12 protein-coding genes are annotated in these 12,774 nt (G+C 70.4%); 9 read left to right on the top strand and 3 right to left on the bottom strand.

Going from position 1 to position 12,774, the window contains the following annotated elements:
• Nucleotides 1-236: 236 nt before the first annotated feature.
• From OHA17_RS15255 to OHA17_RS15225, 7 genes are all read left to right on the top strand, one after another.
• Nucleotides 237-1,772: an ABC transporter ATP-binding protein gene (locus OHA17_RS15255; protein WP_078966656.1), complete on the top strand. Its 1,536-nt coding sequence runs from the start codon at nt 237-239 to the stop codon at nt 1,770-1,772.
• Nucleotides 1,769-2,893 carry an ABC transporter permease gene (locus tag OHA17_RS15250; RefSeq protein WP_398882093.1) on the top strand — a complete coding sequence of 375 codons (1,125 nt, stop codon included), beginning with the start codon at nt 1,769-1,771 and terminating at the stop codon, nt 2,891-2,893. Before OHA17_RS15255 ends, OHA17_RS15250 begins: the two co-directional genes overlap by 4 nt.
• The gene (locus OHA17_RS15245; RefSeq protein WP_406507113.1) at nt 2,890-4,179 is read left to right on the top strand and encodes an ABC transporter permease; all 1,290 of its coding nucleotides are present in this window, start codon (nt 2,890-2,892) and stop codon (nt 4,177-4,179) included. The genes OHA17_RS15250 and OHA17_RS15245 overlap by 4 nt, the downstream gene beginning before the upstream one ends.
• Nucleotides 4,176-4,568 carry a cytidine deaminase gene (locus OHA17_RS15240; RefSeq protein WP_406507112.1) on the top strand — a complete coding sequence of 131 codons (393 nt, stop codon included), beginning with the start codon at nt 4,176-4,178 and terminating at the stop codon, nt 4,566-4,568. The genes OHA17_RS15245 and OHA17_RS15240 overlap by 4 nt, the downstream gene beginning before the upstream one ends.
• Nucleotides 4,569-4,669: 101 nt before the next feature.
• Nucleotides 4,670-5,947 carry a thymidine phosphorylase gene (locus OHA17_RS15235; RefSeq protein ID WP_406507111.1) on the top strand — a complete coding sequence of 426 codons (1,278 nt, stop codon included), beginning with the start codon at nt 4,670-4,672 and terminating at the stop codon, nt 5,945-5,947.
• A 109-nt stretch (nt 5,948-6,056) separates the two neighbouring features.
• Nucleotides 6,057-6,641 (top strand): Uma2 family endonuclease, encoded by a 585-nt coding sequence (locus OHA17_RS15230; protein WP_406507110.1) that lies wholly within the window; start codon nt 6,057-6,059, stop codon nt 6,639-6,641.
• A 66-nt stretch (nt 6,642-6,707) separates the two neighbouring features.
• On the top strand, nt 6,708-6,995 hold the full coding sequence (locus OHA17_RS15225; RefSeq protein ID WP_406507109.1) for a lipid asymmetry maintenance protein MlaB: 288 nt from the start codon (nt 6,708-6,710) through the stop codon (nt 6,993-6,995).
• A gap of 231 nt (nt 6,996-7,226) precedes the next feature.
• On the opposite strand, the gene OHA17_RS15220 is transcribed toward OHA17_RS15225, so the two are convergent.
• A complete protein-coding gene (locus OHA17_RS15220; RefSeq protein ID WP_406507108.1) occupies nt 7,227-8,228 on the bottom strand; it encodes a sigma-70 family RNA polymerase sigma factor in 1,002 nt (333 codons plus the stop codon).
• A gap of 91 nt (nt 8,229-8,319) precedes the next feature.
• On the bottom strand, nt 8,320-9,603 hold the full coding sequence (locus tag OHA17_RS15215; protein WP_406507107.1) for an MFS transporter: 1,284 nt from the start codon (nt 9,601-9,603) through the stop codon (nt 8,320-8,322).
• 120 nt (nt 9,604-9,723) lie between these two features.
• Here OHA17_RS15215 and OHA17_RS15210 point away from each other — a divergent pair, with 120 nt between their 5' ends.
• On the top strand, nt 9,724-10,620 hold the full coding sequence (locus OHA17_RS15210; RefSeq protein ID WP_053728304.1) for a LysR family transcriptional regulator: 897 nt from the start codon (nt 9,724-9,726) through the stop codon (nt 10,618-10,620).
• Between the two features lie 25 nt (nt 10,621-10,645).
• On the opposite strand, the gene OHA17_RS15205 is transcribed toward OHA17_RS15210, so the two are convergent.
• Nucleotides 10,646-11,422 (bottom strand): alpha/beta hydrolase, encoded by a 777-nt coding sequence (locus tag OHA17_RS15205; protein WP_406507106.1) that lies wholly within the window; start codon nt 11,420-11,422, stop codon nt 10,646-10,648.
• Nucleotides 11,423-11,536: 114 nt separating this feature from the next.
• Here OHA17_RS15205 and OHA17_RS15200 point away from each other — a divergent pair, with 114 nt between their 5' ends.
• The gene (locus OHA17_RS15200; protein WP_406507105.1) at nt 11,537-12,691 is read left to right on the top strand and encodes an adenosine deaminase; all 1,155 of its coding nucleotides are present in this window, start codon (nt 11,537-11,539) and stop codon (nt 12,689-12,691) included.
• The last annotated feature ends 83 nt before the right edge of the window (nt 12,692-12,774 follow it).

Here is a 12,774-nt window from a genome sequence, read left to right as displayed (position 1 = left end):
GCCCCCGTCGCAACCGGCCCGGTGAGCAGGGACCGCCCTGCTCACCGGGCCGTAACGAAGTGTCAACTCTACGCGCGTAGGCCGGAGTTGGCGCGCCAGGAGTGTGCTGAACTACTACGCCGGGAGCCCGGCCGTACGTCAGTGCGCTTCCAGGCTTCTCCGGAAGCTCCCCGCCCCCCTGCTCCTGCCCACGAGGAGAGTGCGCCATCAACGCGTCCAGCCCTCCCGCCGTCGAACTGCGCGGCATCACCAAACGATTCCCGGGTGTCGTCGCCAACAAGGACATCGACATCACCGTCCGCAAGGGCACCGTGCACGCCCTGTGCGGTGAGAACGGCGCCGGCAAGTCGACCCTGATGAAGATCCTCTACGGCATGCAGAAGCCGGACGAGGGCACCATCACCATCGACGGCACCGAGGCCTCCTTCTCCAGCCCGGCCGACGCCATCGCGCTCGGCATCGGCATGGTCCACCAGCACTTCATGCTGGCCGACAACCTGACCGTCCTGGAGAACGTCGTCCTCGGCGGCGAGAAGCTGTACGGCATCGGCGCCAAGGCCCGCAACAAGATCAAGGAGATCTCGGACGCGTACGGCCTCGGGGTCCGCCCGGACGTCCTGGTCGAGGACCTCGGGGTCGCCGACCGCCAGCGCGTGGAGATCCTCAAGGTCCTCTACCGCGGCGCGCGCACCCTGATCCTCGACGAGCCGACCGCGGTCCTGGTCCCGCAGGAGGTCGAGGCGCTCTTCGACAACCTGCGCGAGCTCAAGGCCGAGGGCCTGACCGTCATCTTCATCTCGCACAAGCTCGGCGAGGTGCTCTCGGTCGCCGACGAGATCACGGTGATCCGGCGCGGCACCACGGTGGGCACCGCCGACCCCCGTACGACCACCACCAAGCAGCTCGCCGAGCTGATGGTGGGCAGCGAGCTGCCCTCGCCCGAGACCCGCGAGTCGACGGTCACCACGGTCCCCATGCTCCAGGTCGCCGACCTGCGCCTGGCGGCCACCGACCCCGACGGCGTGGTCCGCGAGGTGCTCTCCTCGGTCTCCTTCACGATCCACAAGGGCGAGGTCCTCGGCATCGCGGGCGTCGAGGGCAACGGCCAGGCCGAGCTCGTCGAGGCCATCATGGGCATGCGCATCCCCGACGGCGGTGTCATCACCCTCGACACCACCGACATCTCGACGGCCCCGACGCGCAAGCGCCGCGAGGACGGCATCGGGTACATCCCCGAGGACCGCCACCGCCACGGCCTGCTCCTGGAAGCGCCGCTGTGGGAGAACCGCATCCTCGGCCACGTCACCGAGAAGCCCAACTCCAAGGGCCCCCTCCTCGACAACAAGGCCGCCCGCACCGACACCGAGCGGATCGTGCGCGAGTACGACGTGCGCACCCCCGGCATCGAGGTCACCGCGGCGTCCCTGTCCGGCGGCAACCAGCAGAAGCTGATCGTCGGCCGCGAGATGAGCCACAACCCCAAGCTGCTGATCGCCGCGCACCCCACCCGGGGCGTGGACGTCGGCGCCCAGGCGCAGATCTGGGACCAGATCCGGGAGGCCCGCCGTGAGGGCCTCGCGGTGCTCCTGATCTCCGCCGACCTGGACGAGCTGATCGGCCTGTCCGACACCCTGCGGGTGATGTACCGGGGCCGTCTGGTCGCCGACGCCGACCCCGCCACGATCACCCCCGAAGAACTGGGTTCCGCCATGACCGGTGCCGCCACCGGCCACCTGGAGCACCACGAGAACACTGGGGGAGAGGACCGATGAAGAAGCTCACCTCCCGCATCGACAAGGAGAAGCTGCTCCTCGCGGCCGCGGCCCCCGTGCTCGCGCTCGTCGCGGCCCTTGTCGTCACCGCCCTTGTCATCCTCGCCACCGGCAGGAACCCGTTCCCGGCCTTCAACGACATGCTGTCGTACGGCTCGGCGAGCGACAGCCAGGTCTACATCCTCAACAAGGCGACGACGTACTACCTGGCGGGCATCGCGGTGGCCATCGGCTTCCGGATGAACCTCTTCAACATCGGCGTCGACGGCCAGTACCGCCTGGCGGCCTTCCTCGCCGCGGTGGTCGGCGGCGCGATGAGCCTGCCGGGCATCGTGCAGATCCCGGTCATCATCATCGTCGCCATGATCGTCGGCGCGATGTGGTCGGCGGTCGCGGGCATCCTGAAGGTCACCCGGGGCGTCAGCGAGGTCATCTCGACCATCATGCTGAACGCCATCGCGACCGCGATCATCGCCTACCTCATCCAGCCCGGCCGGCTCGGCCAGCTCGACTCGGCGGGCACCCTCGTCTCGACCAAGCCGCTGCCCGAGTCCTCGTGGTTCTTCTCCATCGACATGGGCCCGGCCGGACAGCTGTGGGGCTTCATCGTCGTCGCCGTCCTCGCCGGCATCGCGTACTGGTTCACGCTCGGCCGCACCCGCTTCGGCTTCGACCTGCGGGCCGTCGGCCAGTCCGAGTCGGCCGCCGCCGCGAGCGGCGCCAACGTCAGGAAGATGATCGTCACCAGCATGATCATCTCCGGTGTCGTGGCCGGTCTGGTGGGCATGCCCACCCTGCTCAACGACACCCACCAGTTCGACAACAGCTTCCCCACCGGGCTCGGCTTCACGGGCATCGCGATCGCGCTCCTCGGCCGCAACAACCCGATCGGCATCGGCCTCGCCGCCCTGCTGTGGGGCTTCCTTGAGCGCACCACCAACCATCTGGAATTCATCGGTTACGACAAGGAGATCCTCGGCGTCATCCAGGGCGTCATCGTCCTGTCCGTCGTGATCGCCTACGAACTCGTCCGCCGTTACGGCCTCAAGCGCCAGCAGCAGCGCGTCGGCGCCGAGCTCGCGGCCCAGGCCGCCAAGACCGAGACGGAGGTGACGGCATGAGCGTCACGACCGAAACGACCACGACCCCACCGCCTCCGGCCGGGGTCAAGCGGGGCAACGCCCAGCGCAAGTTCTCCCTCGCGCAGGTCCTGATGATCATCGCGGGCGCGCTGATCCTCGTCTCCGCCGTACGCATCATCACCGGCGCCGACCAGCTCACCAGCGAGGGCCAGATCAGCGCCGCGCTCGGCCTCGCCGTGCCGATCGGGCTCGCGGGCCTGGCCGGTCTGTGGTCCGAGCGGGCCGGCGTGGTCAACATCGGCCTCGAAGGCATGATGATCCTCGGCACGTTCGGGGCCGGCTGGGTCGGCTGGCAGTCCAGCCCCTGGCTCGGCCTGATCGCGGGCATCGGCTTCGGCGTTCTCGGCGGCCTCCTCCACGCGGTCGCCACCATCACCTTCGGCGTCGACCACATCGTCTCCGGTGTCGCGATCAACCTGCTCGCGCTCGGCGTGACGCAGTACCTGGCCAAGCTGTTCTTCAACAACGGAGAGGCCCAGGTCAAGGGCGGCAACCCCAAGCAGTCGCCGCCCGCCGACGCGCTGCCCAGCTTCACCATCCCGGGTCTCTCCTCGGGCCTGGAGTCGATCCAGAACCACCACTGGTTCCTCATCTCCGACCTCGCCGGCATCATCGGCGGCCTGGTCACCGAGGTCTCCTGGGTCACCGTCATCGCGGTGCTGCTGTTCGTCGGCACCTGGTGGATCCTGTGGAAGACCGCCTTCGGCCTGCGCCTGCGCTCCTGCGGCGAGAACCCGATCGCGGCCGAGTCCCTCGGCGTGAACGTGTACTCCTACAAGTACGCGGCGGTCGCCGTCTCCGGCGGCCTCGCCGGTCTCGGCGGCGCGTTCCTCGCCCTGGTCACCTCGCACATCTACCTGGAGGGCCAGACCGGCGGGCGCGGCTACATCGGCCTCGCCGCGATGATCTTCGGCAACTGGCGTCCGGGCGGACTCGCCATGGGCGCGGGCCTGTTCGGCTTCTCCGACGCGCTCCAGCTGCGCAACGGCGGCACCACCGTGCACGCCCTGCTGCTCCTGCTCGTCGTCCTCCTCGCGGCGCTGGCCGGCTGGAAGGCGTACAAGAAGGCGCTGCTCCAGGCCGCGATCAGCGCGGTGATGGCCGTGGCCATCCTGGTCTGGTACCTGCTGACCGACGACGTGCCCGGCGACTTCGTCGGCGCGACCCCGTACGTCGTGACGCTGCTGGTCCTCTCGCTCTCCGCCCAGCGTCTGCGGATGCCCAAGGCGGACGGCATGCGCTACCGGAAGGGCCAGGGCAAGTGACGCCGACGCCCGACTGGGAGGCGCTGCGCACGGCCGCGCGCGAGGCCATGTCCCGCGCGTACGCGCCGTACTCGGGCTACCCGGTCGGCGCGGCCGCCCTGGCCGACGACGGGCGCACCGTCACCGGCTGCAACGTCGAGAACGCCTCGTACGGCATCGGCCTGTGCGCCGAGTGCGGGCTCGTCTCGGCGCTCCAGCTGTCCGGCGGCGGCCGCCTGACGCACTTCACCTGCGTCGACGGCCACGGCGACGTGCTCGTGCCGTGCGGCCGGTGCCGCCAGCTCCTCTTCGAATTCGGCGGCCCGGAGCTCCTGTTGGAGACTCCGGCGGGCATCCTCAAGCTGTCCGAGATGCTGCCCCAGGCCTTCGGCCCGGACCACCTGAAGTAACCCCGCGGCCCCGCACCCTGGTGCGGGGCCGCACTTTCAACTCCCCTCTATGCGCGTAGAGTCGCGTACGTACCAACGTGCACCAAGCCGGAAGGAATGCCATGGACGTCATCTCCGTCATCCGCACCAAGCGAGACCGGGGCGAGCTGTCTCCCGAGCAGATCGACTGGGTCATCGACGCCTACACGCGCGGCGTGGTCGCCGACGAGCAGATGTCCGCCCTGGCCATGGCGATCCTCCTCAACGGCATGAACCGCACGGAGATCGCCCGCTGGACCGCGGCCATGATCGCCTCCGGCGAGCGCATGAACTTCGACTCGCTCTCGCGCCCGACCGCCGACAAGCACTCCACCGGCGGCGTCGGCGACAAGATCACCCTGCCGCTCGCCCCGCTGGTCGCCGCGTGCGGCGCGGCCGTGCCGCAGCTCTCGGGCCGGGGCCTCGGCCACACCGGCGGCACCCTGGACAAGCTGGAGTCGATCCCCGGCTGGCGCGCGCTGCTCTCCAACGAGGAGATGCTGAACGTCCTCGACACCACCGGCGCGGTCATCTGCGCGGCGGGCGACGGCCTGGCCCCGGCGGACAAGAAGCTGTACGCCCTGCGCGACGTGACGGGCACGGTGGAAGCGATCCCCCTGATCGCCTCGTCGATCATGTCGAAGAAGATCGCGGAAGGCACCGGCTCGCTGGTCCTGGACGTGAAGGTCGGCACCGGCGCGTTCATGAAGAACATCGAGGACGCCCGTGAACTGGCCTCCACGATGGTCGCGTTGGGCACGGACAGCGGCGTGAAGACGGTCGCCCTCCTCACCGACATGTCCACCCCGCTCGGCCTGACCGCGGGCAACGCCCTCGAAGTCCGGGAATCCGTCGAGGTGTTGGCGGGCGGCGGCCCCTCCGACGTCGTCGAGCTCACCATCGCGCTCGCCCGCGAAATGCTGGACGCGGCGGGCATCAAGGACGCCGACCCGGCGAAGGCCCTCGCGGACGGCTCCGCGATGGACGTGTGGCGCCGGATGATCGCGGCCCAGGGCGGCGACCCGGACGCGACCCTGCCGGTCGCCCGCGAGCAGCACGTGATCACCGCCCCGTCCTCGGGCGTCCTGACCCGCCTGGACGCGTACGACATCGGCGTCGCCGCCTGGCGCCTGGGCGCGGGCCGCGCCCGCAAGGAGGACCCGGTCCAGGCGGGCGCAGGCGTGGAGCTCCACGCGAAGCCCGGCGACACGGTGATCGCGGGCCAGCCCCTGCTGACACTGCACACGGACACGCCGGAGAAGTTCGAGTACGCGCTGGAGTCGGTGGCGGGGTCGTACGACGTGGCGCCGGCCGGTACCGCGTTCTCGGCTAACCCGATTGTGCTGGAGCGCATCGCCTGAGCTGGGCTTTCTGAGTGAGCGACCTCGTACGGGTGAACGGGACCGGTGGACCTCCGCCGGTCCCGTTCGGCATGCTGGGCTTGTGACGAACCGACGCAGGGAGACCGCCATGAGCGCACTCACGGTTGGCCACGAGCCCGGCCAGGGCTGGGACGACCTTGTCCGTCTCTGGGAGGAGACGGACGCACCCGAGGGCTGCAAGGTGGAGATCATCGAGGGGATCGTCACCTTGTCACCAACGCCATCGAACGATCACAACGACATCGCTGACACTGTTCAGCGGCAGCTTTACCCCGGGATCCCTGCGGACTGGGGCATTTACCAGACGCTTGCGGTCGCCGTCCCGTCCCGGCACGGAATGTACGTCCCGGACCTGTTGGTGGTTCCCAGACATGCGCTGACCGGGGGCAGGAATTTCATCCCTGCCGACGTGGCCGAGTTGGTGGTCGAGATCACCTCGCAGTCCAACGCGAGCCATGACCGCATCACGAAGGCCGCCGGATACGCACAGGCCGGCGTACCGCTCTATCTGTTGATCGACCGTTGGGCGCCCGGCGGCCCCACCGTCACTCTGTACGGGGAGCCCAAGGGTGATGTCTACCGAACGCTCACGGCAGGCAAGTTCGGCGAGGCGGTCACTCTGCCCGCGCCCTTCGAGCTGTTGATCGAGACGAGTGACTTCCCGGGACGCTAGGCCCCATCGGGACGGGGCGGCTCTGGCCTACCGATGAGTTCCGGGGCGTCCCGGGGTCTCATACATGTGGAAGCCATCGACCCCGCGGAGCAGCACCCTGTCCTCGTCGTCTCCGCCCCCGTCACCCTCGCCGACGTCCCGCTCCTGTGCGAGCGGCTGCGCGGGCTGTACGTGGGCGGGGCGCGGGAGGTCGTGTGTGACCTCGCCGCGCTGACCCGGGCGGATCTGGTGGCCGTCGAAGTGGTCGCCCGGCTGCGGCTCACCGCCCGGCGGGCCGGGGGGCGCGTCCTGATGCGGAATGCGGGGGCGGGGCTTGTGGCGCTGCTTGAGCTGACGGGGCTGGGGATCGACTAGGTGAGGGGGCTTGTCGGTCGGCTGCGGGTCGGTTGTGGCTGGTCGCTCCCCCAAGTTCTCGGCTTCGCTCGAACAGGGGGGACCTCCATCGCGGCGGAGCCGCACAATGTCACAGCCCCGCGCCCCTAGCAGGATTAACGCGGGCTGGCACCGGCATCTTCAGCCCGTCCGGCGTTTGAGGACGAGCGCCCTTAAGGCGCGAACGGGGTCTGGGGCGGAGCCCCAGGGCGTTCACGGTGCCGGGACCGGGCGCCCCTCCTCGTCCAGGCGGGACGGCAGGTCGAACAGCGGGAACCAGCGGGCCGTGTCCAGGAACGAGCAGATCCCCGACACCTTGCCCCCGCTCGTTTCGATCACCATCAGAGCCCACGGTGTGAACCCGCCCTCAGGATCCGGGTGGTAGTGGGCGAAGGCCGGCGTGCCGTTGGCCACCGTCGGGAGGAGGCGGGAGCCCCGGCAGACCTCGCCCACGCCCAGCATCCAGCCCACGATGTCGTCGTGGCCGCGCAGCCACAGGTCGTACGGCGGCATGGACAGCGTGGCGTCCTCGTGGAGCAGGGCGGTCAGGGCCGTCATGTCGTAGCCCTCGAAGGCCGCCACGTACCGCTCAAGGAGCTTCTGCTGCTCCTCGTCCAGCGGGTCCGCCAGGTCCGTTTCCTTCGGCTCCGACTCGGCGAGCGTCGAACGGGCCCTTTGCAGCGCGGAGTTGACCGATGCGACCGTCGTGTCGAGCAGCTCGGCGACCTCGGCCGCCTTCCACGCAAGGACCTCGCGCAGGATCAGCACCGCGCGCTGCTTCGGCGGCAGATGCTGGAGCGCGGCCACGAACGCGAGCCGTACCGACTCGCGGGCCAGGGCCGCCTCCGCCGGGTCCTCGGTCGTCGGCAGCACCCGCCCGTCCGGCACCGGCTCCAACCAGGTCACTTCCGGGCGGGAGTTGAGCTGGGCGTTGGCGACCGGCGTCGGTGCCGTCAGGTCCATGGGGCGGGCCCGTTTGTTGCCCGCGGCCAGCATGTCCAGGCACACGTTCGTCGCGATCCGGTACAGCCACGAGCGCAGCGAGGAGCGGCCCTCGAACTTGTCGATGCTGCGCCACGCCCGCACCAGCGTGTCCTGCACCGCGTCCTCCGCCTCGAAGGCCGAGCCGAGCATCCGGTAGCAGTACCCCGTCAGCTCCCTGCGATGTCCTTCGAGGCGTACGTCCAGATCCGCCGCCGCTGCCAGATCACTCATCGGTCCACCCCATGTCGCGCCGTGTGGTGCCAGCACTTCGGAAGCTACCGGACCCCACTGACAATCGCGCGATTACCGACGAAGGCGCAGGTCAGTGACGTGCGTGGACCAGGTGCAGGCGGTGGGTGCGGCGCTCGGCGCGGGCCGCGTGCGAGCCGTACAGGGTGACCGAGACGACGCCGAGCACCGCGAGGATGCCGAGCAGCACCGTGGCCGGCCAGCCCGCCGCGTGGAAGGCGACCGCGCCGAGCGTGCCGCCCGCGCTGGAGCCCAGGTAGTAGGCGGACTGGTAGAGCGCGGACGCCTGGGCGCGGCCCCGCTTGGCGGTGTGGCTCACCGAGGACGAGGCGACCGCGTGGCCCGCGAAGAAGCCCGCCGTGATGAGGACGAGGCCCGCCAGGATCGCGGGCAGGGAGCTCGCCAGCGAGAGCAGCAGGCCCGCCGCCGTCGTGGAGACCGCCAGGTACAGGGCGCCCCGGCGGCCCACCCGGGCCACCAGGTTGCCGGCCGCGGCCGAGGAGACCGTACCGACCAGGTAGACCAGGAAGATCGAGCCGATCAGGCCCTGCGGCAGGTTGAACGGCGCCGCGGTGAGCCGGTAGCCGATCACCGTGTAGACCGCGCCGAACACCGTCATGAACAGCGCGCCGATCGCGTACAGGCGGACCAGGAGCGGGTCGGCGAGGTGGCCGCGCACCGTGCGGGCCAGGGCGCGCGGGTTCAGCGAACCCGGCGTGAAATTGCGGGCCTTGGGGAGGAGGAGGCGGAACACCACCGCGCACATCGCGGCCAGCGCGCCCACCGCGAGCAGCGCCGCGCGCCAGCCCCAGGCCTGCGCGACCCAGCCGGTCAGGATGCGTCCGCTCATACCGCCGATCGAATTGCCCGCGACGAACAGGCCGATCGCCGCGACCAGCGCCTTCGGCTTCACTTCCTCCGCCAGGTACGCCATCGCCGAGGCGGGAAGCCCCGCGATCGCCGCGCCCTGCACCGCGCGCAGCGCCACCAGCCAGCCCACGTTCGGCGCGAACGGAACGAGGAGGCCCACCGCCACCGCGACCGCCAGGGACACCGTCATCATCCGGGTCCGCCCGAACCGCTCGGACAACGCGCTCAGCGGCAGCACGAACAGGGCGAGGGCGCCGGTCGCCGCCGACACCGTCCAGCTGGCCGCGCTCGCCGTGGCCCCGAGGTCCGCGGAGATCAGCGGCAGCAGGGCCTGGGTGGAGTAGAGGAGGGCGAAGGTGGCGACACCGGCGGCGAAGAGCGCGAAGCTCATCCGGCGGTAGCCGGCGGCGCCCGGGGTGAGCTGGAGCGGGGAAGGCTGGGTGGAGGCGCCCACGGTGGTGGACGCCCCGGTACTGGCAGGAGGCATGCGTAGACCGTAGGCCTGCCTGCATTTATGCGTCCAATGCACAGATGGGCGACAATCGATCCACGTATGCATTAGCTGAGGTCAGAGAGGCGCGTGTCATTGAACAGTTACGAAGAAGACATGGCCATGGCACTCGCGCCGCGCCTCGCCTACTTCGCCGGGGTGGCCCGGCACGAGCACGTCACCCGCGCCGCCCACGAGCTCGGCGTGCCCCAGTCGACCCTGTCGCGCGCCATGGTCCGGCTCGAAGAGGACCTGGGCGTCGCCCTGTTCGCGCGCAAGGGCCGCACGGTCTCGCTGACCGCCGCGGGCCGCACCTTCCTCGGCTCCGCGGAGCGGGCGCTGGCGGAGGTCGGCCGGGCCGCCGAGTCGGTGCGCGCCGACGCCGACCCGGCCGCCGGCAAGGTCGCCTTCGGCTTCCTGCACACCATGGGCTCCGAAACCGTGCCGGGCCTCATCCGCGCCTTCCGGGTCGACCACCCCCGCATCCGCTTCACCCTCGTACAGAACTACGGCGAGGCGATGATCGAGCGGCTGCGGGCCGGGGAGCTCGACTTGTGCCTCACCTCGCCGGTGCCGGACGCGCCGGACCTCGCGGCCCGGCGTCTGGACGAGCAGCGGCTGCGCCTGGTCGTGCCCGACGACCACCGGCTCGCGGGCCGCAAGCGGGTGCGGCTCGCGGAGGCGGCCGACGAGACCTTCGTGACCCTGGAGCCCGGCTACGGCCTGCGCCGCATCACCGACGACCTGTGCGCGGAGGCCGGGTTCGCGCCGCGCATCGCCTTCGAGGGCGAGGAGGCCGAGACGCTGCGCGGCCTGGTCGCGGCCGGGCTCGGCGTGGCGCTCCTTCCGCCGCCCGCGGTCGCCCGGCCGGGCGTCGTCGAGCTGACCGTCACCGCCCCGCGCGCGGTCCGCGAGATCGGGGTCGCCTGGCTGGACGGCCACCCGGACACCCCGCCGGTGGCCGCCTTCAAGTCCTTCCTGCTGTCCCGGCGGGGGAAGCTGATCCCCGAGTAGCTCATTCGCGTGCCGAGCAACTCCCTTATTTATTGGGGGACTTGTTGAGGGACTTGCCGAAGCCGACGGCCAGCGGCATCCGCAGGCCCAGCGGCGGCGGCGCGGCGAACGCGTCCGTGACCGGGCGGGCGTATGGGTGCGAGAACAGCGTGCCGAAGACGAAGTCGACGGCCAGCGCGTGGACTTCGGGCCGGTGCTGGCGCAGCGCGTGGCCGTCCGAGTGCACCTCGAAGCGGCAGGTGTCCCGGTTGGCCTTCTTGACGCGCTCGGCGAGCCGATAGGACAGCTCCGGGTCGCTGCGCGCGTCATTCGTACCGTGCACGATCATCACGCGCCGGCCCACCAGTTGCTTCACGGGCTCCAGCTCGGCCGCCACATCGTCCTCGGGGATCCAAGGGGCCAGCGCCAGAACGGAGTTGACGGCCGGGTGGCCCGCCGCCCGCAGCGCGGCCCGGCCGCCCATGCCGTGCCCGGCCAGGCACACGGGCACGTCTCCGTAGCGCCGTACGACCTCGTCCGCGGCCCAGTCGGCGTCCGTGGCGAGCCGGGCGTCGCCGCCGTTCCAGCCCTGGCCGCGGTAGTGCACGGCGTGTGCCACCAGGCCCTCCTCGCGGCCGTCCCGGGCCAGCCTGCGGGCCAGCGGCAGGGCGGCCGCGTACGCGATGGGGGAGGGCCGGCGTGCCGAGACGGGGTCGCCGTCCGGGAGCACGAGGACCACACCGCTGACCGTCGCGCCGGCGCCGGTCGCCCCGACGGCCCGTCCCAGCCGGGCAGCAGGCAGGGGAATCGCTTGCTGTGCCATGGCAGAACAGTCTCAGAAGCCGGGGTGTACTCCACCCGTCTGCACGGTCACTGTTACGTATCGACGGCGTACGGACGCCCGGTGATCTACGCGCGTAGGGGCTAGAGTGCGCAGATGACGAGCCAGACCGCATCCGTACCCACCCCGGATCAGATCAGCCGTGCCCCGAAGGTGCTGCTCCACGACCACCTCGACGGGGGTCTTCGACCCGGGACCATCATCGACATCGCCGAAGCGACCAGATATACGGGACTGCCCGAGACCGAGGCCGACAAGCTCGGCATCTGGTTCCGCGAGGCCGCCGACTCGGGCTCCCTGGAACGGTACTTGGAGACCTTCGCGCACACCTGCGCCGTCATGCAGACCCGCGACGCGCTGTTCCGCGTCGCCGCCGAGTGCGCCGAGGACCTCGCCGAGGACGGTGTCGTCTACGCCGAGGTGCGCTACGCGCCCGAGCAGCACCTGGAGCAGGGGCTCACTCTCGAAGAGGTCGTCGAGGCGGTCAACGCGGGCTTCCGCGAAGGCGAGCGGCGGGCCCGCGCGAACGGCCACCGCATCCGGGTGGGCGCGCTGCTCACCGCGATGCGGCACGCGGCCCGCGCCCTGGAGATCGCCGAACTCGCCAACTTCTACCGGGACTCGGGCGTCGTCGGCTTCGACATCGCGGGCGCCGAGGCCGGCTTCCCGCCCACCCGCCACCTCGACGCCTTCGAGTACCTCAAGCGCGAGAACAACCACTTCACCATTCACGCCGGCGAGGCCTTCGGCCTGCCGTCGATCTGGCAGGCGCTCCAGTGGTGCGGCGCCGACCGGCTCGGCCACGGGGTGCGCATCATCGACGACATCGAGGTCGCCGACGACGGCAGCGTGAAACTGGGCCGGCTCGCCTCGTACGTCCGCGACAAGCGGATCCCGCTGGAGATGTGCCCGACGTCGAACCTCCAGACCGGCGCCGCCACTTCCTACGCCGACCACCCCATCGGGCTCCTCCGCAAGCTGCACTTCCGGGCCACCGTGAACACGGACAACCGGCTGATGTCGGGCACCAGCATGAGTCAGGAATTCGAGCACCTGACGAATGCCTTCGGCTACACGCTGGAGGACATGCAGTGGTTCACGGTCAATGCGATGAAATCAGCATTCATTCCTTTCGATGAACGACTGGCCATGATCAATGACGTGATCAAGCCCGGATATGCCGAGCTGAAGTCCGAATGGCTGTTCCAGCAGACCGCTACGACCAGCGGTTCTGCGGTCGCGGGCGGCTGATCTTAGATATAGGAAAACGGCCGTGAGTGTGAACTCACGGCCGTTTTCCTGTGTTTGCGGCCCGGGTGGTCGGCTGACTAGCT

The sequence above is a fragment of the Streptomyces sp. NBC_00212 genome, from assembly GCF_045206365.1.
GTDB lineage: Bacteria > Actinomycetota > Actinomycetes > Streptomycetales > Streptomycetaceae > Streptomyces.
The sequence above is the reverse complement of the archived record's forward strand: the minus strand, read 5'-3'. Positions and strand labels throughout refer to the sequence as shown.

What these genes read in the sequence shown, in the direction of transcription:
- OHA17_RS15250 (WP_398882093.1), top strand. Translation starts at nt 1,769, where the DNA reads ATGAAGAAGCTCACCTCCCGCATCGACAAGGAGAAGCTGCTCCTCGCG.
- OHA17_RS15245 (WP_406507113.1), top strand. Translation starts at nt 2,890, where the DNA reads ATGAGCGTCACGACCGAAACGACCACGACCCCACCGCCTCCGGCCGGG.
- OHA17_RS15235 (WP_406507111.1), top strand. Translation starts at nt 4,670, where the DNA reads ATGGACGTCATCTCCGTCATCCGCACCAAGCGAGACCGGGGCGAGCTG.
- OHA17_RS15230 (WP_406507110.1), top strand. Translation starts at nt 6,057, where the DNA reads ATGAGCGCACTCACGGTTGGCCACGAGCCCGGCCAGGGCTGGGACGAC.
- OHA17_RS15220 (WP_406507108.1), bottom strand. Translation starts at nt 8,228, where the DNA reads ATGAGTGATCTGGCAGCGGCGGCGGATCTGGACGTACGCCTCGAAGGA.
- OHA17_RS15215 (WP_406507107.1), bottom strand. Translation starts at nt 9,603, where the DNA reads ATGCCTCCTGCCAGTACCGGGGCGTCCACCACCGTGGGCGCCTCCACC.
- OHA17_RS15210 (WP_053728304.1), top strand. Translation starts at nt 9,724, where the DNA reads ATGGCCATGGCACTCGCGCCGCGCCTCGCCTACTTCGCCGGGGTGGCC.
- OHA17_RS15205 (WP_406507106.1), bottom strand. Translation starts at nt 11,422, where the DNA reads ATGGCACAGCAAGCGATTCCCCTGCCTGCTGCCCGGCTGGGACGGGCC.
- OHA17_RS15200 (WP_406507105.1), top strand. Translation starts at nt 11,537, where the DNA reads ATGACGAGCCAGACCGCATCCGTACCCACCCCGGATCAGATCAGCCGT.